We start from the raw sequence: 23832 nt of genomic DNA, 5'->3' as shown, positions 1-23832 counted from the left end.
GCCGGCGTGCAGAAATCCGGCCCGGCTGTGGATAACTCCGACGGCCGTGGCGCCAATGTGGATAACCCCGGTCCGCCGCCGCGCGACGGGTAGTTTCGGTGCAGCGGAACGCCGGGTCAGGCGGCCCGCCAGAGACGGATCAGGGCGTAGGAGCGCCACGGTCGCCACTGTTCGGCATGAGTGGCCAGTGCCTTCGCGGTGCCGGGCAGGCCCAGAGCCTCGGCACCACGGCGGGCGGCCAGATCGGTGGCCAGGAAGGTGTCGGGGTCACCGATCGCGCGCATGGCGACGTAACCGGCGGTCCACGGTCCGACTCCGGGCAGTTCGACGAGCCGGGCGACGGTCTCGGCACGATCGGCGCCGGGGTCGAGGTCGAGTTTGCCGTCCGCCACCGCTTCGGCGAGGGCACGGATCGTGGCACGGCGTGCGGCGGGCATGCCGAACGCCGAGTCGGGCAGCCCGGCGACGACGTCGGCGGACGGGAAGCCGGCGAGATCGGTGCCGGCGCCCGTGCGAGGACTGGAGGGCAGGTCAGTGGGCAGGGCGGTGGGTGCGGCGCCGGGGACGGTCCCCGGCCTGCCGTTGGTGGTGTCGAGGGAGGGGGAACCGATGAGATGTCCGGCGGTGCCCTGTTCCGGGGCGAGAGTGTTGCCGGCGGCGGCTTTCAGGATCCGGCCCAGGGTGGTGCGGGCGCCGGCCACGCTGACCTGCTGGCCGACGATGGCCCGGATCGCCATCTCGAAGCCGTCCACGGCGCGGGGTACCCGGACGCCAGGTTCGGCAGCGACCGCGGCGGTCAGTGCCGGATCCGCTCCGAGCAGGGCGTCGACCGCGACCGGGTCGGCGTCCAGATCGAACAGCCGGCGGCACCGGGCGACCGCGGGGGCCAGGTCCCGCACGTCACTGAGGCGCAACGTCGCATGGATCCAGCGGTCGCCGGGGCTGAGCGAGACGTCCGCGGTGCCGTGCGGCAGGTTCAACCCGCGGCGGTACGCGCCGTCCACGACCGTGTCCACGCCGGGCAGCGTCCGGGCCGCGAAGAATCCGAGCAGCGAGCTCGCGTGCAGCGGCGGCCGGAACGCGAGCCGCAGGTTGACCACGCCCGCCTCAATCGGGCCGGCCGGGCGTTTCTCGCGCATCTGGCTCGGCGATCGGGCGTACACCTCGAGCATCGTGTCGTTGAACTGCCGCACGCTGCCGAAACCGGCCGCGAAGGCGATCTCCGACAGCCCGAGATCGGTCGTCTCGACGAGGATCCGCGCGGTCTGGGCCCGCTGTGCCCGGGCGAGTGCGAGCGGGCCGGCCCCGAGTTCGGTGGTGAGCATCCGGTTGAGGTGGCGTTCGGTGTATCCGAGACGGGAGGCGAGGCCGGGCACGCCCTCCCGGTCGACGACGCCGTCACCGATCAGGCGCATGGCCCGGCCGACCGTGTCCGCGCGGGTGTCCCACTCCGGTGAGCCGGGCGCCGCGTCCGGTCGGCAGCGGCGGCAGGCCCGGAAACCACCCCGTTGGGCGGCCGCGGCGCTGACGTAGAACGTGACGTTCGCCCGTTTCGGAGTGACCGCCGGGCAGGACGGACGGCAGTAGATCCCGGTGGTCCGGACAGCGGTGTAGAAGCACCCGTCGAACCGCGGGTCGCGGCTGTCGACGGCCCGGTAGCAGTGTTCGAAGTCCAGCTCCATGACTTCGAGTCTGCTCCGGCGGGCGCCCGATGGCTGGCGGGTTTCGGACACGACCATGCCGCCGCCCGGCAGACGGGGACGGAGGTGGACCGCGGCGGAAAGGCGGAAGGAGGAGGCAGGACCGCTCGGCGTTGATGGGAAGGGATGGATCGTGGCCACCGAAGGGATGGTCGGCGGCGCTGGGGAACGGCGGGTGAAACCCGGCGGGGAGGGGGTGGTTGTGGCGTTGGGGAGGCGGTGAGGTTCTTCCGCTGAGAGCGGGCGTGGGCGAACCCGTAGACTGGCGTTCCGTGAGCCTCAGCATCGGAATCGTCGGCCTGCCCAACGTCGGCAAGAGCACCCTGTTCAATGCCCTGACCAAGAACGACGTGCTTGCCGCGAACTACCCGTTCGCGACGATCGAGCCCAACGTCGGCGTGGTCGGGCTGCCGGACGAGCGGCTGGGGAAGCTCGCTGAGCTGTTCGGCAGCGAGAAGATCCTCCCCGCGCCGGTGAGTTTCGTCGACATCGCCGGCCTGGTCCGTGGCGCCTCCAAGGGCCAGGGGCGGGGTAACGCGTTCCTCGCGAACATCCGCGACGCGTCGGCAATCTGCCAGGTGGTGCGCGCCTTCTCCGACCCGAACGTGCTGCACGTCGACGGCAAGGTGTCCCCGTCCGACGACATCGAGACGATCAACACCGAGCTGATCCTGGCCGACCTGCAGACCGTCGAGAAGGCCCTGCCCCGGCTGCAGAAGGAGGCCAAGCTCAAGAAGGAGAAGGCTCCCGTCGTGGCCGCCGCCGAGGCCGCGTTCAAGCTGCTCAACGACGGTGTCACCCTCTACCAGGGTGCCAAGGCCGCCGGTGTCGAGCTGGAGCTGCTCGCCGAGCTGCACCTGCTCACCACGAAGCCGTTCCTGTACGTGTTCAACGTCGACGAGGCCGAGCTGGGCAACGAGACGTTCCTCGACGAGCTGCGCACGCTCGTCGCTCCGGCCGAGGCCGTCTTCATGGACGCCAAGATCGAGTCCGAGCTGATCGAGCTGGACGACGAGGAGGCGCTGGAGCTGCTGCAGTCGACCGGCCAGAGCGAGCCCGGCCTGAACCGGCTGATCCGGGTCGGCTTCGAGACGCTCGGTCTGCAGACCTACCTGACCGCCGGCCCGAAGGAGGCCCGTGCCTGGACCGTTCCGGTCGGCGCGACGGCTCCCGAGGCGGCCGGTGTCATCCACTCCGACTTCCAGCGCGGCTTCATCAAGGCCGAGATCGTCAGCTTCGACGACCTGGTGGCGGCGGGTTCGATGTCCGCGGCGAAGTCCGCCGGCAAGGTCCGCATGGAGGGCAAGGACTACATCATGAAGGACGGCGACGTAGTCGAGTTCCGCTTCAACGTGTAGCAAAAACGCAAAAGCGAAACGCTTGGCGAGAGCGCGTAGCGAAAGGGGGAGGGGTCCGGCTCGACGAGGGCCCCTTCCCCCTTTCGTGTTTTGGGTGGACGCTTTTCCTACTCGTTTGACACACTCGTGCCATGAGTGAGGCGACTTACAGCATCGGCGAAGGGCCCGCGACGCGGGTGAGCCTGTCGCTGCCGGAGGGGACGGCCGAGGCGATACGAGCCCGGGTGGGCAAGCGCGAGTTCTCCGCGTTCATCGCCGAGGCCGTGGAGCGGGAGCTGCGCGGCCGGGTTCTCGACGAGTACCTGGCGGACTACGAGGTCCGGAACGGGCCGGTCTCCGAGCACGCGCGCAAGCGGGCCCGGCAGGTCTTCGACGAGGTCTTCGCGGAGGAGGGCGAATGGCTCGCCGCAGGCTGAGTCATGAGGGGACGCTGGTCCTCGACAGCGAGGGCCTCTCCAAGCTGCTCGCCGACGACGAGCAGGTGGTCGCGCTGGTGGCCGAGGCCCGCTCGCGCGGCATGGAGGTCGTGATCAGCGCCCTCACCATCATCGAGGCCGTGCACTCTCGCACCAGCATGTCCCGCCTGAACTGGGTGCTTTCCGGACTGCGCGTGATCGTGGTGGGTGACGAGGAAGCGCGATCGGCATCGAAGCTGTTGATGAACGCCGGTTTGCACGGGCACAAGTATGCGATCGACGCTGTTGTCGCCGAGGCCGCGCTGCGCCAGCACCGCCCGGTGGCCGTCCTGACCTCCGACATCGACGACATAGCCAAGCTCTGCGGTGACCGCGTCCGGCTCATAGCGGTGTGAGACGACCGTGGAATGGGTGTTTGTGGGGGAAGTTGTCGAGTGGCGGGGGCCTGCGCCGTTCTACTTCGTGGCCATGCCGGAGGGGGACAGTGCTGATCTCAAGGAGGCGGCCCGGGCGCTGATCTACTGGGGGCAGATTCCGGTGCGGGTCGTCATCGGGGGCACCGAGTTCGGTACGGCGTTGTTTCCACGGGACGGGCGGTACCTGGTTCCGCTCAAGGATGCCGTCCGTAAGGCGGAGGGCATCAGTGTGGGCGACGTCGTGACCGTGGAACTCAGGCCCGCCCCCAAGAAGTCCTGACAAAGGGTCAGCGGAGCAGGGGGAAGACGGTGCCGGCGATCAAGGCGCCGACCAGGGCTCCGACCACCACCTGGGCCCGGGTGTGGGCGGTCAGGCGGACCCGCGCCCAGCAGCCGAGCAGGACCAGCGGGGTGCCCAGCAGGGCCGGCCAGCCGTAGACGGCGGTCAGGGCGGCGACCGTGCCGGCTGCCACGCCGGCGTGGATGGACATCTTCCACCAGTGTGTGACCAGGGCGAACACGGCCAGGCCGACGCCACCGGCGGCGAGTAGGGCGAGGATCTCCCGCGGGGCGCCCAGGGCCAGCATCAGGAGCAGGCCGGCGATCAGGGACGCGGTGCCGAACATCAGGGGGATGCGGCGGTCGGCCCGTTCCGGGATGTGATGGTTGGTGAGCCGGCCGTTGCGGACGCCGTGCAGCACGTAACCGAGCGGGATCGCCGCGGCGAACAGGGCGCCGGGCAGGCCCCACCAGCGGGAGACGCCCGGGGTGTCGCCGGCGTGCCAGCCGACGATCAGCAGCAGGGCGGCGACGAGGACGGCGGGGGCCAGCACTTCGGAGACCACCGTCGCGGTCCGGTCCAGGAATTTCGAGGCCGTCGCGGAGCGTGGGGCAGCTGTCAGCACCATCCCATCATCCAACCGGCCGGGCGGCCGGAGCGGGCGGGCAACCCGGCAAGATCAACTCTTGGGGGCGGGCGACAGCGGAGCGGGGAAGGACGTCATCGCGGTGAACGCGGCGGCCAGGCGGTTCAGGTCCAGCTCGCCGAGGTGGTCGAAGATGTGCCGGCGGACGCTGGCCAGGTGGGTCGGCCAGGCCTGCTGGAGCCGGGCCAGGCCCGCGTCGGTGAGCACGGCGTTGGCCCCGCGGGCGTCGGTGGGGCAGCGGTCGCGGCGCAGGAATCCGAGGGATTCGAGCTTGGCCGCCAGCCGCGTCATGCCGCTCAGTGACATATCACACGCCGTGGCGAGTTCGCTCATCCGCATGAGCCGCCCGGGAGTCTCCGACAGGTGGCGCAGGACCGCGTACTCGCTGGCGGACATGCGTTGTTCGCGTTCCAGGTCGGCGTCGAGAGCCCGCGGCATGACCAGCAGGAATCGGCCGAGGGCGCGCATCACCGCCTCTTCGTCGGCGGTCAGTGGGGCGGGTGGTTCGGCCATGGCTGCGATGGTAGGCCCGGAGCGCCTGTCTACTTTCCACCTAGTCGGGGCAACGGACGGGATCGGGTTCGGGGCGTGGCAGTCAGTCCTTCGGGTGACCGGCGGGCGATTTGCCGACGCGTCAGGGAAAGTAACAATGCTTTGGTGCAAAACCAGACAACTAGTGACTCTTGGCAGGATCTGCTCGAAACGCCACGAAAGTCTTGGTGGGCCCGCCTCCCGTTCGGCGCCCGGATGGCCGCCGGTGCGGCCGCGATGTTCGTGGTCGTCGGCGGTTCGGCGGCCGGTGTCGCCACGATCCTCGCACCTGAGCCGGAGAGCGTGACCGTCGCCGAGCCCGATCTCGGTGCCCCGTACCTGGAAGAGGATCCCGAGGTGGTGAGCCGTGCGGCGGCCGCCGCACAACCGCTGCCCCGGCGGCCCGGGGACATGCCGCCGCCGGCACAGAAGACACCGGTCAAGCCGAAAGCGGCCGGGAAGGAGACCGTCAAACAGCAGGCGCCGGCCGCCCGCAAGCGGGTGTACACCGCGAGTGATCGGCTGAGCCGGCAACGGGTGACCGACGACCGCGCCGACCGGACCGGCCCGCGCCAGGCCCGGGTGGCAGGCACCGGCCGGACCGGTGGCACCCAGGCCCGCAAGGCGCCGGCCGCCGAGGCCCCGGTGGTGACCACCCGCACCGACCTGGAGACCCGGATCGTCCCGTACGGCACCGAGGTGGTGAAGGACGCGACGATGCTGCGCGGCACCCGCCGGGTCGAGGCCGACGGCGAACCCGGCGAGGAGACGCTGCGCTACCTGGTGACCCTGACCGACGGCCGGCCGACCGCGCGCCGCCTGCTCGGCAGCTCGATCACCACCCGCCCGCTGAACCGGGTGGTGGCGGTGGGCTCCCGCAAGCAGAGCGTCGTGGACCCGTTCTGCGACAACGTTCTGGGGATCTGCCTACCGTTCAGCCGAGACGCTGACTGAAGATCAGAACATGGCACTGAGCGAAGACGAACTCGCCCACCGGCTGGTCGAGATCCCCGGTGTCATCGGCGTGGTCCTCGGGGGCAGCCGGGCCCGCGGCACCCACACCGAGGAGTCCGACCACGACCTGGGCCTCTACTACCGGGCGCCGCTCGACACGGTGCGGCTCGGTGAGCTGGCGGTGGCGGTGGCCGGTCCGGGCGCCCGGGTCACCGCGGTCGGCGAGTGGGGCCCGTGGGTGGACGGCGGCGGCTGGCTGCGGATCGACGGGCACGCCGTGGACTGGATCTACCGTGATCTGGACCGGGTCCGGCGGTGCTGGGCGGAGGCGGAACAGGGCAGGTACCGGTTCCACGTCCAGGCCGGCCACCCGCTCGGAGTGCCTGATCACTCGTACCCGGGCGAATTGGCTCTGGCCCGGATCCTCGCCGATCCGACCGGCGACCTGGCCGACCTGCAACGTCGCGTCCGGGTCTTTCCCCGCCCGCTCGCCGAGGCCCTGGTCGAGGGGCTGTGGGAGGCGGACTTCCTGATCGGGATCGCGCGCAAGGCGGTGACGCGGGGCGACAGCGCGTACGTCGCGGGATGTCTGTTCCGGGCGGTCGGGGTGCTCACGCACGCGCTGCACGGCGCGGCCGGACGCTGGCTGATCAACGAGAAGGGCGCGGTGGCGGCGACCGCTCTGCTGCCCGGTGCGCCGGCCGGTTTCGCCGTGAAGGTGGACCGGGTCTTCGCGTCGATCGGGCCCGATCCGTTGCGCCTGGCCGAGGCGATCGATCTCGCCGAGGACATCGTGCTGGAGACCGCCGACGCGTGCGCGATGATGCTGCGGTGACCGCAGACGTACCCACCATTCTCGCCACCAGCGCCTTCTTCCGCCGCAGTCAGGTCAGCCCGCTGGCCATGCGGCCCGGCGCGATCCACCACCTGGCCGCTGAGCTGGCCGGCAACCCGAAATCCCCGAAGATCTGTGTGCTGACCCAGGCCACCGGCGACCCCGAGGCGCGGATCGGCTACCACTACGCCGCGTTCGCCGGGACCGAGTTCACCATGTCGCACCTGCAGCTGTTCCCGATGCCGAACGTCGACGACATCCGTGCGCACCTGCTGGCCCAGGACGTCATCTGGGTGGACGGCGGCAGCGTCGCGAACCTGTGCGCGGTCTGGCGGGTGCACGGCCTGGACGAGATCCTGCACGAGGCGTGGCAGAAGGGGATCGTGCTGAGCGGGGTCTCGGCCGGCTCGATCTGCTGGCACCAGGGCGGCAGCACCGACAGCTTCGGGCACGAGCTGAAGGGTTTCACCGACGGGCTGGGCTTCCTGCCGTGCAGCAACGGGGTGCACTACGACAGCGAGGAACGGCGCCGTCCGACGATGCACCGGCTGGTCGGCGACGGCACGCTGGGCGACGGCTACGCCACCGACGACGGCGCGGGGCTGATCTACCGCGGCACGTCACTGTCCGAGGCGGTCGCCGACCGCGAGGGCCCCTTGGCGTACGAGTTGAAGCGCGCCGCCGACGGGACAGTGACCGAGACGGCCTTGCCGACCCGCGTCCTGACCTAGGCTGAAAGCGTTGGCAGTGCGGAGTACATCCGTGTAAGAGGGAGAGTCATGTACGGCAGAGGCGGCGAAGGCGGAAGCTGAGGGCCTCGCCGCGGTCTCAGTGCAACGCGACCGTGGCGAGCCCTACAAACACCGCCGAACACAGCATCGCCATGACGAAGAGCAGGACGCCCTGCCGCCGCGGCTGGCCCCCTTCACCGCCGCCCACTCGGTAACGCCGGGTCAGGGGCTGGTTCAAGTGGCTCAGCACCGGGGATCGCCTCCGGGGGAATTAAGATCGACGGATCTGATTGCTCCCGGGTAGCATGCGTCGCCCGGGAAACGGTGGGCAACGGTTTTCACCTGATCGGTCAGCGGATATCGGACGATCGACCGTCCCCAGCCGTGCCTTGTCACTCCATATGAGGATTTATCGCGCACGCTCCGTTCGACATCATTGTGACGATGCCGGAGACTCCGTCGATCTATCAGACTCTCTTCAGGGGCACCCTGAACGTCTCGGTCGTGCTCATCGGGCTGGCATCGGGCATCGCGCAGCTCACCGAGATCCCCATCGAGGTCGCCCAGTGGGCGCTCACCGCCATCTTCCTGGCCTGCCTGCTCTACTTCGTGGTCCGCCTGTGGCAGCTCGCGTTCGTGGTCCGGATCCGGGACCTGACCGGTGACCTGCAGGACGCGGCCAGGCTGCTGGCCCTGCAACAGGCCGGTCACCAGCACTATCTCGACGCCATTCAACGGATCAGCGAGCGGGAGCGGCCGCTCTTCTCGGAGACCCTCGAAGTCCTGGTCACGGTCGGTGAGAACGACGAGAGTGACCGCATCGTGGAGAAGCGGGTCACCACGCCGGACCCGCTGGTCACTCACCGGACCATGCGACCGATCGTGCCCACCGACACCGACCGGCTGGCCCGGCTCGACGAGATCTCGTTCAAGACGATCCGCCCGGTCGGCGGCACCATCACCGCACTTCCCCTGGAACAGACCAGGCGGCTACGGGTATGGCTGATATTCGATCCGGCACTGACCACACGGACCGAATGGCAGGTCGACTACCGGCCGGTCGGGCTCTGGCGGCCGCTGCGGGAGCGGGGCTGGGACCAGGTCGTCTGGGACGACCGGCTGCCGACCGTCAGCGGCACCCCATCGGCATTCACCCGGTTCCAGGTCACCTTCAGCTTCCCGGAGAGTGATCAGCCGCCGAGCGTCAAGGAGCGAGCCGGGTACGGCCGGATGGGCGAGCCGGAGCGCGACGTACGCGGCAGGTGGGAAGTGGTCTGGCGGGACGAGAAACCCGCCGGTCGTCGCTACGTCTGGGATCTCACGCAGGCGCCCGGCGGGCAGCGGTCCTAGGGCTTCAGGAGGCGAAGCTGAGGATCACGTTGTGCACGTGGTGGGTCTTCTCCGAACCACGGAACTCCACCTCGTACGTGTGGGTGCCGACCGCGATCGCGATCGTGCCGGAGGAGAAGAACTGGCCGGCCCAGCTCTTGTTGCTGACCACGCTGACGCTGCTCACCTTGGAGTAGGGGATGCTCGTGATCGCGAACCGCTTGCCCACGTAGGACTGGTCCTGAATGATGATCCGCCGGTTGGTCAGGCCGATGAAGCCGGTGCCGGCGCCGATCGCGTCGTAGACGGCGATGATCTGCTCGCCCTCCAGCAGACCGTCCTGGATCTGCTCGAGCTGACCCTTGTTGTCGTAAACCACGTCAGTCATGTGCCGCAGCGTAGTGGTCGTGATCTACGTCGTCTCGACCACGGTGCGGTAGAAATCCTCGATCCGGGCGGCCAGGGTGACCTCACCGTCGGTGATGTCGGTGCCGTCCTGCTGACCGAGACAGATCTGTGTGTGACCGTCGGAGCGCCGAATGGTCGGACGGATGTGCAGCGTGTCCGCGGCTACTTTGATGCGTTCCGTCAGTGCGGCGTGCTGACTGTCGTCGCACGCCAGTTCGCGGCGCAGCTGGACTCCGTCACGGGTCCAGCCGCTCAGCAGAGTCAGGGCGTCGCTGAGATAATCCGAGTCGGAGTTCCGGCGTTTTCGTGCCCGCACTGCCACCCCCCTTAGCGTCGTTGCCGGCTTGTGGCCGAACTGTCGCCGAGTCGTCATGGTCGGTGCCCCACAGTTTCGTACGTCCGGCCACCGCTGTCCACGCCCACATATCCGTGTTTGGGTGACGATCAGGGCGGCAACGGGCAACCTGCACGGTGAACTTTCGTGAGATCTTTGACCGTATGCGGCCCGAACAATACGTCAAGCCCTCGACATCACCCAGGGTGATCGTCGCGGCTGTGATCATCACCGCCGGCCGGGTGCTGGCCTGTGAGCGCAGCGCACCGCCGGAGGCCGCCGGACGCTGGGAGTTCCCGGGCGGCAAGGTCGAGCCGGGCGAGACCGAGCAGGCGGCCCTGGCCCGCGAGTGCGCCGAGGAGCTGGGTGTGCGGGTGGCCGTCGGCGATCGGGTCGGCCCGGACGTGCCGCTGGCCCACGGCCGGGCCGTGCTCCGGGTGTACGCCGTCGAACTTCTCGACGGCGACGTCCCGGAGGCGCTGGAGCACCGCTCCATGCGCTGGCTGACCGTGGACCAGCTGGACAGCGTCCCGTGGCTGCCCGCCGACGTGCCGATCGTGGCGGAGCTGCCGAGGTTGCTCTAGGAGTACTGCTTGCGCAGCTCCCGCTTCAGCACCTTCATGCTCGGCCCGAGCGGCAGCGACTCGGTGAAGCGGATCTGACGCGGGTACTTGTGCTTGCCCAGGTGCTCCTTCGCCCACTCGATCAGGTCAGGCTCGGTCAAGGTGATGTCGGAAGGGACCACGACCGCGCAGATCTCCTCACCGAGCGTCGCGTCGGCCACCCCGATCACCGCGACCTGCTGGATCGAGGGATGCCGGGCCAGCACCTCCTCCACCTCACGCGGGTAGACGTTGAAACCTCCGCGGATGATCAGATCCTTGGTCCGGTCGACGATGCTGATGAAGCCCTGCTCGTCGCGGACGCCCAGGTCACCGGTCCGGAACCAGCCGTCGACGAGTGCCTCGGCGGTGGCCTCCGGACGGTTCAGGTAGCCGGCGAAGACGTTGTGCCCGCGGATCACGATCTCGCCCAGCTCGCCGTCGGGCAGGAACTCGATGCTCTCCGGCACCTCGGGGCGGGCGATCTCCACCTCGACACCCCAGATCGGGTGGCCGACGGTGCCGGGCTTGGCGCCGAACGACGGCTGATTGGTGGTGGCGGTCGGGGACGTCTCGCTCAGCCCGTACCCCTCCCAGATGGTCGAGCCGAACGTCGCGGCAAACTTCTCCAGCACCGCCACCGGCAGCGACGCCCCGCCGGAGACACAGAGCTTGAGCTGCGGCAGCTGTTCCGCCTTGGCCGCCGCCTCCAGCAGACCGATGTACATCGTCGGCACGCCGTGGAAGATCGTCACGTTCTCCCGGATCATCAGCTCGATCGCCGCCTCGCCGGTGAACCGGGGCAGCAGCACCAGGGTTCCGCCGAGCCGGAACGTCGCGTTCATCCCAACCGTCTGACCGAACGTGTGGAACAGCGGCAGGCAGCCCATCACCACGTCGTCGCCGGTCAGCGGGTGCACGTCGAAGACGTTGACCGCCGCGTTCATCACCAGGTTCAGGTGGGTGAGCAGCGCGCCCTTCGGCTTGCCGGTGGTGCCACTGGTGTAGAGGATCACCGCGACGTCCTCGGCCTCGCGAGTGACGTACGTCCGCAGGGGCTCCTTGTCCTTGGAGATCTCCTCCAGCCGCGGTGGGTGCTGCGGCAGATCCGCCGGGAGCGGGCCGACATTCACCAGCCGGGTCTGGGTGGCAGCCGCCGCGGCCGCGCCGACCTGCAGCATCGCCGAGTGCGTGACCAGCAGATCCGCGCCGCTGTCGGTCAGGACGTAACCGACCTCCTCCGCGTTGAGCAGCAGCGACACCGGCACGATCCGGGCGCCGACGGCCAGCGCCGCGAAGTAGACACGCGGGAAGTCGGCGACGTTCGGGATCATCACCGCCACGGTGTCGCCAGGACCAACCCCCAGATCCTTCAATCCGCCGGCGTACGCCCGGGTCTGCGCCCAGAGGTCTCGATAGGTGATCCGGCCGCCCGCTTCGTCGACGATCGCTACCTTTTCGGGGTATCTACGCGCCGCCTCGGCGAGAACAGTGGCGAGGGATAGCGTCGTCATCCTGGGCTCCTCATTCGTGTGATGCACGTCGCAGCTGTGCTTAAACTAGCGGCGTAAGTTTTTACACGTCCAGTGTTGATTCCGGTTTTCTCAGGGAGTTCCCATGGCCCGGCCCCGGCAGGCGCTGCTCACCAGGGAGCGCATCGTCGAAGCCGCCGCCGCATTGATCGACGCCGAAGGCATCGAGGCGTGCTCGATGCGGCGCCTCGCCACCGAGCTCGGGGTGCAGGGGCCGTCGCTCTACAACCACTTCGCCACCAAGGCGGAGATCGTCGACGCGGTCGCCGAGGCGGTGGTCGCGCAGGTGGACATCTCCGGTTTTCACGGCACCGACTGGCGCGACGGGCTGCGGCTGTGGGCGAAGTCGTACCACGCGGTCCTCTCCGCGCACCCGAACATCGTGCCGGTCCTGGCCACCGGCCCGGGCCGCCGTCCGGCCGGGCTGGCGATGGCCGAGGCGGTCTACGGCGCGCTGATCGACGCCGGGTGGTCGCGGGCCCGGGCCACCCACATCGGCGCGCTGATGCGTTACCTGATCACCGGATCCGCGCTGGGTTCGTTCGCGCTCGGCTTCGAGAACGACCCGGGTCTCTACGACCGGTTCCCGCACCTGCACCGCGCCCACGAACTCGCCGCGCATCGCGCCGCCGTCGACGAGGGCGCCTTCGAACTCGGGCTGGATCTGCTGATCGACAGCCTGTCCCACCGCTACGACCAGGGGGTACGCCGATGACGTCGGTCTTCCGTGACCAGCACTGGATCGGGGGCGCCTTCGTGCCGCCCGACACGAGCGACCGCATCGAGGTGGAGAACCCGTACACCGAGGAGGTGTTCGGGCACGTGCCGGCCGGTACCACCGAGGACGTGAACCTCGCCGTCTCCGCCGCCACCAAGGCCTTCGACGGCTGGGCGGCCACCTCACCGGCCGAGCGCGGCGCGGCCCTGGACCGGCTGCACCGGGCACTCGTCGCCCGGACCGACGAGATCGCCCGGATCGTCGGCCTGGAACTCGGCACCCCACTCAAGATCGCCAAGGCGGTCCAGGCCGGCCTGCCCCTCACGGTGCTCGCCGGCTATGCCGAACTCGCCGCCCACCCGCCCGTCGACGAGGTGATCGGCAACTCGCTGGTGGTGCACGAGCCGGTCGGCGTGGTCGGCGCGATCACCCCGTGGAACTACCCGCTGCACCAGGTCGTCGCCAAGGTCGGCGCGGCCCTCGCGGCCGGGAACACGGTCGTGCTCAAACCCAGCGAGCTGACCCCGCTGACCGCGTACCTGCTGGCCGACGCGTTCGCCGAGGCCGACCTGCCCGCCGGGGTGTTCAATCTGGTCACCGGCCTCGGCCCGGTCGTCGGCTCGGCCATCGCCGGGCACCCGGACGTCGCGATGGTCTCGTTCACCGGCTCGACCCGGACCGGTCGGGCGATCAGCCACGCCGCCGCCGACCGGATCGCCCGGGTGTCGCTGGAGCTGGGTGGCAAGTCCGCCAACGTGATCCTGGAGGACGCCGACCTGGTCAAGGCGGTCAAGGTCGGTGTCGGCAACGCGTTCCTCAACTCCGGGCAGACGTGCACCGCGTGGACCCGGATGCTGGTGCACCGGTCGCACTACGACGAGGCCGTCGAACTCGCCGCCAAGACCGCCGCCGGATACACCGTCGGTGACCCGTTCGACCCGGCCACCCGTCTCGGGCCGCTCGTCTCGGCCGATCAGAAGGCGCGGGTGCGCGGATTCATCGAGCGGGCCGGGGCCCGGCTGGTCGCCGGGGGACTGGACGCGCCGGTGCCCGCGACCGGGCACTTCGTCGCGCCGACCGTCTTCGCCGACGTCGACCCGGACAGCGAACTTGCCCAGGAGGAGGTCTTCGGCCCGGTCCTGTCGATCATCGGCTTCGACTCGGACGACGAGGCGGTGACGATCGCCAACAACTCGAAGTACGGGCTGGCCGGCGCGGTCTGGGGCTCCGACGAACGGGCGCTGTCGGTGGCCCGGCGGCTGCGGACCGGGGCCGTCGACGTCAACGGGGGCTCGTTCAACCCGTTCGCGCCGTTCGGCGGGTACAAGCAATCCGGCATCGGACGTGAGCTGGGCGCCTACGGGCTCGCCGAGTTCCAGCAGGTCAAGGCGATCCAGCGATGAACGGACCAGTCAGTGCGGCGCGCCGCCGGACGGAATCGGAGGCGACCCGATGAGCCGCTACACGAACGGGCTGGTGATCCGGGATCCCGGCGTTCCGGCCGAGGTCGTCGAACTCGGGCTGCCGGAGATCGGGCCCGGGCAGGTGCGGGTCGAGGTCCGGGCGGCCGGGGTCTGCCACTCCGACCTTTCCATGATCAACGGTACGTTGCGGCCACCGCACCCGCTGGTCCTCGGCCATGAGGCGGCCGGCGTGGTGGTCGAGACCGGCGACCGGGTCAGCCGGGTCCGGGTCGGCGACCACGTGGTGCTGAACTGGCAGCCGGCCTGCCGCAGCTGCTGGTTCTGCGACCACGACCAGCCGTGGCTGTGCAGCACCTCGTCCGGTGTCGCCGCCCTGGAGAACGGCATGACCCTCGACGGCGCCCCGGTGCACGTGACCCTGGGTCTGGGGGCGTTCGCCGAGCAGGTGGTGGCCCCGGAGAACGCGGTCATCCCCGTACCGCCGCAATTGGATTTTGATCTGGCGGCTCTGCTCGGGTGTTCGGTCCTGACCGGCAGCGGCGCGGTCCGCAACACCGCCCGCGTCCAGCCCGGCGAAACCGTGCTGGTCCTGGGACTCGGCGGGGTCGGACTGTCCGCGGTCGCCGCCGCCCGTGCCGCCGGCGCCGGAAAGGTGATCGCGGTCGACGTCAGCGAGGCCAAGAAGGGCCTGGCCGAAGCGGCCGGCGCCACCGACTTCCTGGTCTCCTCGGACGGCCTGTCCAAAGAGGTCCGCGGCCTGAACTCGAAGTTGGGCGCCGACCACGCCATCGAATGTGTCGGCCGCGCGTCGACCATCCGGGCCGCGTGGCGGGCCACCCGCCGGGGCGGCCAGGTCACCGTGGTCGGCATGGGCGCCGCCGACGACATGGTCCAGCTGGGCGCGCTGGACATCTTCAGCTCGGCCCGGACCCTGAAGGCGTCGGTCTACGGCCAGGCCGACACCGACCTGGAGGTCCCGGCGCTGGCCCGGGCGGTCCTGGACGGCACCCTGAACCTCGACCACCTGATCACCGACCGGATCACCCTGGCCGACGTCCCGGCCGCGTTCGACCGCATGTCCCGGGGCGAGGGGGCCCGCTCGGTCGCCATCCTCTGACATCCACCGTGTGCCGGCCTCGTTGAGGCCGGCACACCCTAATGCGCGCGCTCGTTCAACATGGCTCGGACCAGCCTGGTCAGGGCGGCACGCGCCGAATCGACGGGCAGGTCCATGGCGTCGCGCCACGTCGACCAGGTCGGCCAGAGGCTGGCCGCGGTCAGCGCGTTCAGCAACTCCTCGTCCTCGCCGATCTCGGCGCCGAAGGTGGCGGTCAGCTCGTCCCGCACCCGCGACACGTGCAGTTTCCGGTACCGCTGCAGCCCGGCCGAGAACGGTTCCTTCAACGACGAGGCCCGGGCCGCCGGGCCGATCTCCTCCAGCAGGCGCGCCCGCTGGTGACAGAACGCCTCGATCCGGTCGGTGAGCGGCAGATCCGCCGGGATCGGCCGGTACGACGCGTCGCGCCGCTCCAGGACCCGCTGGCCGCTGGCCGCCATCAACGCCTCCATGTCGGCGAAGTGGCTCCACAGGGCGCGCAACGACACCCCGGCCAGCTTGGCCACCCGGTCGGCGGTGGGGCGCATGTCGCCGTCGCCGATCAGCCGGAGGTGCGCGTCGATGATCGCGTTGCGGGTCCGCTCGGACCGTGCGGTGCGACCATCGACGCGGGTTGGTGGTGGGTTGGTCACGAACCACTCCGGTATCGCTCGGCGCGGGTTGGTGGCCGGTTCATGAGCCACTCCGGTATCGCTTGAGTTCGCGGTGTGCCAGCGACCGCTTGTGCACCTCGTCCGGCCCGTCGGCGAGCCGCAGCATCCGGGCGCTGGCCCAGATCCCGGCGAGCGGGGTGTCCTGGCTGAGCCCGGCCGCGCCGTGCGTCTGGATCGCCTTGTCCAGGATCCACTCCACCGTGGACGGCACCGCGATCTTGATGGCCTGGATCTCGGTGTGCGCGCCCTTGTTGCCGACCGTGTCCATCAGCCAGGCCGCCTTCAGCACCAGCAGCCGGGACTGCTCGATCCGGACCCGCGACTCGGCGATCCAGTCCTGGATCACACCCTGCTCGGCCAGGGTCTTGCCGAACGTGGTCCGGGCCAGCGCCCGCGTGCACATCATCTCCAGCGCCCGCTCGGCCATCCCGATCAGCCGCATGCAGTGGTGGATCCGGCCCGGCCCGAGACGCGCCTGGGAGATCGCGAACCCGCCGCCCTCCTCGCCGATCAGGTTCGACGCCGGCACCCGGACGTTCTCGAAGATCAGCTCGGCGTGGCCGCCGTGGTCGCCGTCGGTGTAGCCCATCACCGTCATGCCGCGCTTGACCGTGAGGCCGGGGGTGTCCCGGGGCACCAGGATCTGGCTCTGCTGCACGTGCCGGGCGGCGTCCGGGTCGGTCTTGCCCATCACGATGAAGATCCGGCAGTTCGAGTTCATCGCGCCGGTGATGTAGAACTTGTGCCCGTTGATGACGTAGTCGTCACCGTCCCGCTCGATCCGGGTGCCGATGTTGGTGGCGTCCGAGGAGGCGACCTGCGGCTCGGTCATCGCGAACGCCGACCGGATCTCGCCCGCGAGCAGCGGCCTGAGCCACTTCTCCTGCTGCTCGGCGGTGCCGAACTCGGCCAGCACCTCCATGTTGCCGGTGTCCGGCGCGGCACAGTTCAGTGCGGGCGGGGCCACCGCCGGGCTGCGGCCGGTGATCTCGGCCAGCGGGGCGTACTGCAGGTTCGTCAGTCCGGCCCCGTGCTCACCGGGCAGGAAGAGGTTCCACAGACCGGCCTCCTTCGCCGCGGCTTTCAGCGGGGCCAGTGCGGCGGGCGGTTCCCAGCCGCCGCCGCCGGGCGTGTGGAAGTCCGGTTCCGCGGGATAGACGTGCTCGTCCATGAAGGCGAGCAGCCGTTTGCGGTAGTCCTCGGTCTTCGCGTCGTACTCGAAGTCCATCAGTGTCCCTCCAGCGCTCGATGGCCCTGCTCGACCAGGGCGGGAACCATCGCGCCCACGGTGTCGAAGCCGGGGCCGACCGTCTGACCCTTGGTGTAGCGGAAGTGCACGCCCTCGAGGATGACGGCGAGTTTGAACGCGGCGAACGCCACATACCAGTGCAGATCGCTCACGTCCCGTTTGCTGCGCTCGGCGTACCGCACGGCGATCTCGTCCAGGCTCGGGTGCCCCGGGATGTCGATCGGGGCGATCGCCTCGCCGTCCCGCTCCAGCAGCGGCCGGCCCGCGTACACCTGCATCAGCGCGAGATCGCTGAGTGGATCACCCAGTGTGGACATCTCCCAGTCGAGCACCGCGTTGACCGCCAGATCGTCGCTGACCAGCACGTTGTCCAGCCGGAAGTCGCCGTGCACGACCGCGCCCGCCCCGTCCGGGATGTCGATGGCGAGCCGGGCGTGCAACTCCTCGATCCCGGACAGCTCACGACTGCGCGACGCGTCGAGCTGCTGCTTCCAACGGCGCACCTGACGGGCGTTGAACCCGGCCGGGCGGCCGAAGTCACCTAGCCCGATCGCCTCCGGATCCAGCGCGTGCAGATCGGCGAGCGTGTCCACCAGGGTGAGGTTGAGCTCCCGGAACTGCTGCGGCCCGAGCCCGGCGGCGTCCCGGTGGATCGTGCCGTCGACGTGCTCCATCAGGTAGAACGGGGCCCCGATCACGTCGGTGTCGGTGCACAGCAGCACCGGTTTCGGCACCGGGAACCCGGCCTTGGACAGGGCGTCGAGAACCTTGTGCTCGCGGGCCATGTCGTGGGCGGTGGGCAGCACGTGCCCCAGCGGCGGCCGGCGCAGCACCCAGCGACGGGCGCCGTCGGTCACCGCATAGGTGAGATTCGACCTCCCGCCCGCGAACATCGTCCCGCTCAGAGGCGGACTGTCCAGATAGGCCTGGAGTTTCTCCAGGTCAAGGCCCTTCACTTCGTCTCGAATCCGCGCTGGAGTTTGTTCATGCCTCCCAGCCAACGGTCCGGATCGTCCGCGCGCAAGCGGTAGTAGCCCTCGACTTCCGGATGGGGGAGGATCAGAAAACCGGTACCCGCCAGCGCCCCGGCGACCACGTCGGCCACCGCCGAGGGGTCGAGCGCGCCCTCGGCCAGCAGCGAGGCCGCCCCGCTGCCGCCCTCGTCACCACGGGTCAGCATGTCGGTGCGGACACCCTGCGGGCAGAGCGCCTGGACGATCAACCCCCGATGGGCGTACGTCGCTCGAAGCCACTCGGCATAGGCCAGCGCCGCGTGTTTCGTCACCGAGTAGGTCGCACTGCCCAGCAGCGTGAGCAGCCCGGCCGCGCTGACCGTCAACAGCAACCGTTTCGGTTCGCCGGTGTCCAGCCAGCGGGGCAGCAGCGCCCGGGTCACGTAGACGTGTGACATCACGTTGACCCCGAAATCGCGCTGCCACTGCTCGTCAGGTGTCGTCTCGTCCCCGGCCGACAGCACGCCGGCGTTGGAGCAGAACAGGTCGATCCCGCCCAGCTCGGTCCACGCGGTGTCGATCAGCCGCTGGACGTCCTCCTCACGGGCGGCGTCGCCGGGCACCGCGATCCCGCCGATCTCGCCGGCCACCGCGTGGGCCGCCTCCGCGTTCAGGTCGTTGACCACGACCCGGGCGCCGTCCGCGGCGAACCGGCGGGCCAGCGCCGCCCCGATCCCGCCGCCGGCGCCGGTGACGACGACCCTCTTGGGCGGGGCCGTCACGCCGAACTCGCTGGGGCTCACTGGACCGCGCCGGTCAGGGTCAGGCCGCCGTCGATCACGATGGTCTGCCCGGTGATCCAGGCGGCGTCGGGGGAGCAGAGGAACGCCACCGCACCTGCCACGTCGTCGGTGTCGCCCAGCCGCTGCAACGGATAGGTGGCCGCCACCTCGGCCTCGCGTCCCTCGTAGAGCGCGGTGGCGAACCGGGTCTTCACCACCGCGGGCGCGACCGCGTTGACCCGGATCTTCGGGGCCAGCTCGACCGCGAGCTCCTCGGTGAGGTGGATCAGCGCGGCCTTGGTGGTGCCGTAGAACGCGATCCCCGGCGCCGGGCGGACCCCGGAGACCGACGAGATGTTGACGATCGAGCCACCGGTCTCGGCCAGGCCGCCGCGCAGTGCCTCCTGGACCCAGCCGAGCGTGCCGATCAGGTTGACCTCGGCCATCTTGCGGGCGGCGTTGAGATCGACGGTGGCCAGCGGCCCGTACGCCGGATTGATCCCGATGTTGTTGACCAACGTGGTGACCGGCCCGAACGTCTCCCGCACCGTGTCGATCACGGCGGTGCGGTGGGCGGCGTCGTCACCCTTGCCGGCCACACCGAGCGCCACCTCGGGGCCGCCGAGCTCCTTGACCGCGGCCGCGAGGGCATCGGCGTCACGGCCGGTGATGGCGACCTTGGTGCCCCGGGCGACGAAGCGCTGCGCGATGGCGAACCCGATCCCCCGGCTTGCTCCGGTCACGATTGCTACCTGGTCCGCCATCGCCCAACCTCCTGTGGTCGTGTTTTTGCAGTCTGAGTGCAGATATTACGCGGCCGGTACGCCGTTCTGCGGCGGCGTCGCGGCCTGACCCTGGTACGCAGCGACCGGGCCGTCGTTGTCGTCGGTGGTGTACGGAGTCCCGAAGTAGACAGCCTTGCCGCTCTCGACCTTGGTGAGCTGCTGTCCGGCGTACCCCGAGTGATCCTGCGCGGAGAATCGCAACGGCACCAGACCCGGGCCCTGGAAACCGTTCTTCTGCACCGTTTCGATGATCTTGTCGCGGGTCACGTCCTTGCCCGCGGCCTGCAGCGCCTGCACGAACAGATAGCCCACCGACATGCCGTAGACGACGTTGTTGTCGAACTCGGCATTGCCGTTGTGCTCCGCGTTGACCTTCTTGAACAGCTGGATCCACGGGTTGGCCTCGTCGGTGTTCAGCGGCAGGTAGTTGGCCGCCACCAGGCCCTCCATCAGGGGCGCGGCGGCACCCAGCGTCTTACCGACGGTCGTCGGGTCGGCGCCGACGTTACTGACCACGAACTGCGGTTTGAAGGCAATCTTCGCAGCGGTGCCGATCGACAGGGCAGTGAAACCGGGCACAGTCGCCAGCAGCACCACCTCACAGCCGGCCGCCTTCAGCGCGCCCATCTGCGGGCCGACGTTCGGATTGCTGGTCACGTAGCTCTCCTTGGCCGCCACCGGGCCGAGGATCTTCTCGATGCCGGCCAGGCTGTCCCGGCCGAAGTCGTCGTCCTGCCCGAGGAAGCAGGCCTTCTTCCCGGACAGGTTCTCCTTCACGTACGTCCCGAGGATCTTGCCCTCGACCGTGTAGTCCGGGTTGAACCCGAACGTCCCCGGGTACTTGTCCGGCTGGTTCCAGCTCCGGCTGCCGCTCGCCACGAAGAGGTCGGGCACCCGGTTGGTCTTCAGGAAGTCGAGCACGCCGGTGTGCGTCGGTGTACCGAGGCCGTTGAGGATCGCGAAGACCTTGTCCTGGAGCACCAGCTCACGCACCACGGTCTGGGTGTTCGCCGGGTTGTAGCCGTCGTCCTTGACCTTGTAGCTGATCTTCCGCCCGTGCACGCCGCCGTTCGCGTTGACGAAGTCGAAGTACGCCTTGGTGGCCGGCGCGATCTTCGAGTACCCGGCCGCGGCCGGCCCGGTCAGCGGCATGTGGGTGCCGACCACGATCTCGGTGTCGGTCACCCCCGGAACCGCGGCACCGCTCGTCCCGCCGCCCCCGCTCCCGGTGCAGCCCGCGGTGGCGAGCAGCGTGACAGCCAGGGCCGCCGTCGCTATGCGTTTCATCGGTTCCTCCTGAATCTTGTCTTCATCCGGATTGACGCGAGGCCGCCCGGGGCGGCGAGCATGACGACGACGAGCACCACACCGAAGACCACCAGGGCGAGGTTGCCCTCGAGCCGCTGCGATCCGGTCGACTCGCCGACCGACTGGGACAGAGTGGGCAGGAGCACCAGCAGGACCGCGCCCCACAACGCCCCGAACAGGCTGCCCAGACCGCCGATCACGATGGCCATGAGCAGGAAGAGGGAGAGCGTCAGCGGGAACGCGCCCGGTGACACGCTCTGCGCGAGCACGGCGAACAGCGCTCCGGCGACGCCGGCGCAGGCGGCGCTCACCACGAAGGCCAGCACCTGGGTACGCGCCACGTCGACGCCGGCCAGTTTCGCCGCGGTCTCGTCGTCCCGTACCGCGCGCAGGTCACGCCCGAACCGGCCGCGCACCAGCAACGCCAGCAGCAGCACCACGACCAGGGCCGCGCCCCAGCACAGCCAGGCCTGCCACTGCTCCATCGGAACCGTCTCCGGTGGCGGGTCCAGCGCCACCGACAGCCCCTGGTCGCTGTTGAACGTCTCGTCGAACGTGCTGGTCACCGACGGCACCACGGTCGCCACCGCGAGCGTCAGCCCGGCCAGGTAGGGGCCGCGCAACCGGGCCGCGGCCAGGCCGATCACCGCGCCCACCACGGTCGTGCCCAGCACCGCGACAGCGAAGCTGAGCGGCAGGTTCAGGAACTTGTTCTGGGTCAGCGCCAGTGTGTACGCGCCGGTCGCCATCAGGGCGCCGTGCCCGAGCGAGAGCTGACCGTTGAGTCCGGTCAGGACGGTCAGACCGGCCGTCACGCAGAGGTAGGCGCCGACCGTGGCCAGCTGATAGTTCCGGAACGGCGGCAGCACGTAGGTCAGCGCGATCACCAGCACCGCCCCCACCGCGATCACGATCACCGGATGCACCCGCCGCCGGCGAGCCGTCACAGGCGCGTCGGCAGCGGTCACGGCGTCTTTCGTCCGCACGTCGGTCATGCCACCATCGCCTCCGAACCGTCGGTCATGCCGCCTTCGTCTTCGAACCGCCGGGTCATGCCACCCTCGCCTTCGAGCTCGAGAAGAGCCCGCCGGGCCGGCCCAGCAGCACCACCACGAGCAGGGCGAGGACGGCCATCGGGGCGACCGTGACATCGACGTAGCCGCTGACGTACGACAGCAGCAGCCCCACCACCAGTCCACCGACCACCGCGCCGATCGGACTGTCCAGTCCACCCACGACGGCCGCCGTGAACGCCGACACGAACACCACGTCCATGGCTGTCGGGTGCACCCCCAGCTCGGTGGGGACGACGAGCATCCCGGCCAGCGAGCCCACCGCGGCGGCGAGCGCCCAGCCCAGCGTCAGCATGCCGCCGACCGAGACGCCGAGCAGCCGGGACACGTCCGGGGCGAAGGCCGCCGCCCGCATCCGCAGGCCCACGGCCGTCCGGGTGAACAGCAGCGTGAGCGCCACCACCACGGCACCCACCGCGCCGAAGACGAACAGGTCGTAGCGGGACAGCAGCGCGACCCCGCCGACCTCGAACGCGTCCCGGCTGAACGGCGTCTGCACCGGCTGGTACTCGTTGCCGTAGACGATGCCCAGCGCCCCCTGCAGGATCAGGACCAGGCCGAGCGCCACCACCACCCCGTTGAGCGGCGACGAGTGGTCCACGAACCGCATCACCACCCGCTCGACCGTGACACCCAGCACCAGTCCGGCCAACAGCGCCACCACGAACCCCAGCCAGTACGACCCGGTCGCGTTCGTCACCGACCAGGCCACGTAGACGGCGGCGACGGCCATCGCGCCCTGTGCGAAGTTGACGATCCGGGCCGCCCGCCAGATCAGCACCAGTGCCAGCGCGAACGCGGCATAGACCAGCCCCCGGCTGAGGCCGTCGAAGGTCAGATAGACGAATTGACCCATCAGAACCCCAGGTAGGCGTGTCGGAGATCGGCGTCGTCGCGGAGCACCTCAGCCGTGTCGCGGGTGACCACCCGGCCCAGCGACAGCACCACGCCCTGGTCCGCGATGGAGAGCGCACTGCGCACGTTCTGTTCCACCAGCAGCACCGCCAGCCCGGTGCGATCACGCTGGTCCCGCAGCAGGGCCATGATCTGCCCGGTCACTTTCGGCGCCAGCCCCAGCGACGGCTCGTCGAGCAGCAGCAGCCTCGGTCGCCCGACCAGGGCCCGGCCCAGCGCGAGCATCTGCCGCTCACCGCCGGAGAGCTGATGACCGGCGAAGGACCGGCGCTGCGCCAACGGCGGGAACAGCTCGTAGACCTCGTCGAGCGCCGCTCGGGCATCGCTTCGGTCCCGCCGCCACAGCCCGCCGAGCCGCAGATTCTCGTCCACGGTCAGCTCGGTGACCACACCCCGGCCCTCGGGAACATGGGCGATGCCCCGCCGGACCAGATGCTCCACTCTGGTGCCGGACAGGTCGGCACCGTCCAGAGCGACCCGCCCCCGGGACGATCTGATCAGCCCCGACAGGGCCCGCAGCAGTGTGGTCTTGCCGGCGCCGTTGGCCCCGAGAACGGCAACGATCTCTCCCGGCCGGACAGTGAGATCCACATCGTGCAGTACGGGTGCCGCCCCGTACCCAGCGGTCAGCCCTTCGACCTCCAACAACGCGGCACTCACGGCGCCCCCTCAGCCGCGCCCCACGCCCACATCTCGCGGCCGCCGGCGCTCCAGGACCGCGTCTCGCGGCCGCCGGCGCTCCAGGACCGCGTCTCGCGGCCGCCGGCGCTCCAGGACCGCGTC

27 protein-coding genes are annotated in these 23832 nt (G+C 69.9%); 12 read left to right on the top strand and 15 right to left on the bottom strand.

Annotated elements, in window-relative coordinates:
* Nucleotides 1-116 precede the first annotated feature (116 nt).
* Nucleotides 117-1682: a DNA-3-methyladenine glycosylase 2 family protein gene (locus Aco03nite_RS12515; protein WP_203795221.1), complete on the bottom strand. Its 1566-nt coding sequence runs from the start codon at nt 1680-1682 to the stop codon at nt 117-119.
* A 290-nt stretch (nt 1683-1972) separates the two neighbouring features.
* Between Aco03nite_RS12515 and ychF the strand changes: the two genes are divergently transcribed.
* From ychF to Aco03nite_RS12495, 4 genes are all read left to right on the top strand, one after another.
* Nucleotides 1973-3058, top strand: coding sequence for a redox-regulated ATPase YchF (ychF, locus tag Aco03nite_RS12510; protein ID WP_203795220.1), 1086 nt, complete (start codon nt 1973-1975; stop codon nt 3056-3058).
* A gap of 131 nt (nt 3059-3189) precedes the next feature.
* Nucleotides 3190-3474 (top strand): hypothetical protein, encoded by a 285-nt coding sequence (locus tag Aco03nite_RS12505; RefSeq protein WP_203795219.1) that lies wholly within the window; start codon nt 3190-3192, stop codon nt 3472-3474.
* Nucleotides 3456-3869, top strand: a complete 414-nt coding sequence (locus Aco03nite_RS12500) for a PIN domain-containing protein (protein ID WP_203795218.1) — start codon at nt 3456-3458, stop codon at nt 3867-3869. Before Aco03nite_RS12505 ends, Aco03nite_RS12500 begins: the two co-directional genes overlap by 19 nt.
* 16 nt (nt 3870-3885) lie before the next feature.
* Nucleotides 3886-4170 (top strand): DUF1905 domain-containing protein, encoded by a 285-nt coding sequence (locus Aco03nite_RS12495; RefSeq protein WP_239145095.1) that lies wholly within the window; start codon nt 3886-3888, stop codon nt 4168-4170.
* A 7-nt stretch (nt 4171-4177) separates the two neighbouring features.
* Here Aco03nite_RS12495 and Aco03nite_RS12490 read toward each other — a convergent pair whose 3' ends face one another.
* A complete protein-coding gene (locus tag Aco03nite_RS12490) occupies nt 4178-4798 on the bottom strand; it encodes a phosphoesterase PA-phosphatase (protein ID WP_203795216.1) in 621 nt (206 codons plus the stop codon).
* Between the two features lie 51 nt (nt 4799-4849).
* Nucleotides 4850-5329, bottom strand: coding sequence for a MarR family winged helix-turn-helix transcriptional regulator (locus Aco03nite_RS12485; RefSeq protein ID WP_239145094.1), 480 nt, complete (start codon nt 5327-5329; stop codon nt 4850-4852).
* A 234-nt stretch (nt 5330-5563) separates the two neighbouring features.
* Here Aco03nite_RS12485 and Aco03nite_RS12480 point away from each other — a divergent pair, with 234 nt between their 5' ends.
* The 4 genes from Aco03nite_RS12480 to Aco03nite_RS12465 all read left to right on the top strand — a co-directional run bounded on the left by Aco03nite_RS12480 (nt 5564) and on the right by Aco03nite_RS12465 (nt 9217).
* Nucleotides 5564-6301 (top strand): G5 domain-containing protein, encoded by a 738-nt coding sequence (locus tag Aco03nite_RS12480; RefSeq protein WP_203795215.1) that lies wholly within the window; start codon nt 5564-5566, stop codon nt 6299-6301.
* A gap of 10 nt (nt 6302-6311) precedes the next feature.
* Entirely contained in the window at nt 6312-7136 is an 825-nt protein-coding gene (locus Aco03nite_RS12475; protein WP_203795214.1) for a nucleotidyltransferase domain-containing protein, read from the top strand.
* Entirely contained in the window at nt 7133-7867 is a 735-nt protein-coding gene (locus Aco03nite_RS12470) for a Type 1 glutamine amidotransferase-like domain-containing protein (protein WP_373872598.1), read from the top strand. The genes Aco03nite_RS12475 and Aco03nite_RS12470 overlap by 4 nt, the downstream gene beginning before the upstream one ends.
* Nucleotides 7868-8311: 444 nt before the next feature.
* Complete coding sequence (locus tag Aco03nite_RS12465) at nt 8312-9217, top strand: hypothetical protein (RefSeq protein ID WP_203795213.1); 906 nt, start codon at nt 8312-8314, stop codon at nt 9215-9217.
* A gap of 4 nt (nt 9218-9221) precedes the next feature.
* On the opposite strand, the gene Aco03nite_RS12460 is transcribed toward Aco03nite_RS12465, so the two are convergent.
* The gene (locus tag Aco03nite_RS12460; RefSeq protein ID WP_203795212.1) at nt 9222-9584 is read right to left on the bottom strand and encodes a PH domain-containing protein; all 363 of its coding nucleotides are present in this window, start codon (nt 9582-9584) and stop codon (nt 9222-9224) included.
* 24 nt (nt 9585-9608) lie between these two features.
* Nucleotides 9609-9920, bottom strand: coding sequence for a 4a-hydroxytetrahydrobiopterin dehydratase (locus tag Aco03nite_RS12455; protein ID WP_239145093.1), 312 nt, complete (start codon nt 9918-9920; stop codon nt 9609-9611).
* A gap of 182 nt (nt 9921-10102) precedes the next feature.
* On the opposite strand from Aco03nite_RS12455, the gene Aco03nite_RS12450 reads away from it, so the two are divergent.
* The gene (locus Aco03nite_RS12450) at nt 10103-10522 is read left to right on the top strand and encodes a (deoxy)nucleoside triphosphate pyrophosphohydrolase (RefSeq protein WP_203795210.1); all 420 of its coding nucleotides are present in this window, start codon (nt 10103-10105) and stop codon (nt 10520-10522) included.
* On the opposite strand, the gene Aco03nite_RS12445 is transcribed toward Aco03nite_RS12450, so the two are convergent.
* The gene (locus tag Aco03nite_RS12445) at nt 10519-12054 is read right to left on the bottom strand and encodes a long-chain-fatty-acid--CoA ligase (RefSeq protein WP_203795209.1); all 1536 of its coding nucleotides are present in this window, start codon (nt 12052-12054) and stop codon (nt 10519-10521) included. The genes Aco03nite_RS12450 and Aco03nite_RS12445 overlap by 4 nt on opposite strands.
* Before the next feature lie 103 nt (nt 12055-12157).
* On the opposite strand from Aco03nite_RS12445, the gene Aco03nite_RS12440 reads away from it, so the two are divergent.
* From Aco03nite_RS12440 to Aco03nite_RS12430, 3 genes are read left to right on the top strand one after another with little or no spacing between them, the layout of a single operon-like run.
* Nucleotides 12158-12787 carry a TetR/AcrR family transcriptional regulator gene (locus tag Aco03nite_RS12440; protein WP_203795208.1) on the top strand — a complete coding sequence of 210 codons (630 nt, stop codon included), beginning with the start codon at nt 12158-12160 and terminating at the stop codon, nt 12785-12787.
* Complete coding sequence (locus tag Aco03nite_RS12435) at nt 12784-14193, top strand: aldehyde dehydrogenase family protein (RefSeq protein WP_203795207.1); 1410 nt, start codon at nt 12784-12786, stop codon at nt 14191-14193. The genes Aco03nite_RS12440 and Aco03nite_RS12435 overlap by 4 nt, the downstream gene beginning before the upstream one ends.
* 49 nt (nt 14194-14242) lie before the next feature.
* Nucleotides 14243-15331, top strand: a complete 1089-nt coding sequence (locus Aco03nite_RS12430) for an alcohol dehydrogenase catalytic domain-containing protein (RefSeq protein WP_203795206.1) — start codon at nt 14243-14245, stop codon at nt 15329-15331.
* 38 nt (nt 15332-15369) lie between these two features.
* On the opposite strand, the gene Aco03nite_RS12425 is transcribed toward Aco03nite_RS12430, so the two are convergent.
* From Aco03nite_RS12425 to Aco03nite_RS12385, 9 genes are read right to left on the bottom strand one after another with little or no spacing between them, the layout of a single operon-like run.
* The gene (locus Aco03nite_RS12425) at nt 15370-15963 is read right to left on the bottom strand and encodes a TetR/AcrR family transcriptional regulator (protein ID WP_203795259.1); all 594 of its coding nucleotides are present in this window, start codon (nt 15961-15963) and stop codon (nt 15370-15372) included.
* Nucleotides 15964-16003: 40 nt separating this feature from the next.
* Complete coding sequence (locus Aco03nite_RS12420; RefSeq protein WP_203795205.1) at nt 16004-17212, bottom strand: acyl-CoA dehydrogenase family protein; 1209 nt, start codon at nt 17210-17212, stop codon at nt 16004-16006.
* On the bottom strand, nt 17212-18189 hold the full coding sequence (locus Aco03nite_RS12415; RefSeq protein ID WP_203795204.1) for a phosphotransferase family protein: 978 nt from the start codon (nt 18187-18189) through the stop codon (nt 17212-17214). Before Aco03nite_RS12415 ends, Aco03nite_RS12420 begins: the two co-directional genes overlap by 1 nt.
* A complete protein-coding gene (locus tag Aco03nite_RS12410; RefSeq protein WP_203795203.1) occupies nt 18186-18968 on the bottom strand; it encodes an SDR family oxidoreductase in 783 nt (260 codons plus the stop codon). The genes Aco03nite_RS12415 and Aco03nite_RS12410 overlap by 4 nt, the downstream gene beginning before the upstream one ends.
* 17 nt (nt 18969-18985) lie before the next feature.
* The gene (locus Aco03nite_RS12405) at nt 18986-19732 is read right to left on the bottom strand and encodes an SDR family oxidoreductase (protein WP_203795202.1); all 747 of its coding nucleotides are present in this window, start codon (nt 19730-19732) and stop codon (nt 18986-18988) included.
* Between the two features lie 45 nt (nt 19733-19777).
* Complete coding sequence (locus Aco03nite_RS12400) at nt 19778-21040, bottom strand: ABC transporter substrate-binding protein (RefSeq protein ID WP_203795201.1); 1263 nt, start codon at nt 21038-21040, stop codon at nt 19778-19780.
* Complete coding sequence (locus Aco03nite_RS12395; protein ID WP_203795200.1) at nt 21037-22056, bottom strand: branched-chain amino acid ABC transporter permease; 1020 nt, start codon at nt 22054-22056, stop codon at nt 21037-21039. Before Aco03nite_RS12395 ends, Aco03nite_RS12400 begins: the two co-directional genes overlap by 4 nt.
* Nucleotides 22057-22111: 55 nt before the next feature.
* Complete coding sequence (locus tag Aco03nite_RS12390) at nt 22112-22990, bottom strand: branched-chain amino acid ABC transporter permease (protein WP_203795199.1); 879 nt, start codon at nt 22988-22990, stop codon at nt 22112-22114.
* A complete protein-coding gene (locus tag Aco03nite_RS12385) occupies nt 22990-23709 on the bottom strand; it encodes an ABC transporter ATP-binding protein (protein WP_203795198.1) in 720 nt (239 codons plus the stop codon). The genes Aco03nite_RS12390 and Aco03nite_RS12385 overlap by 1 nt, the downstream gene beginning before the upstream one ends.
* Nucleotides 23710-23832: the final 123 nt, after the last annotated feature.

The organism is Actinoplanes couchii, assembly GCF_016862075.1.
Lineage (GTDB): Bacteria > Actinomycetota > Actinomycetes > Mycobacteriales > Micromonosporaceae > Actinoplanes > Actinoplanes couchii.
The sequence above is the reverse complement of the archived record's forward strand: the minus strand, read 5'-3'. Positions and strand labels throughout refer to the sequence as shown.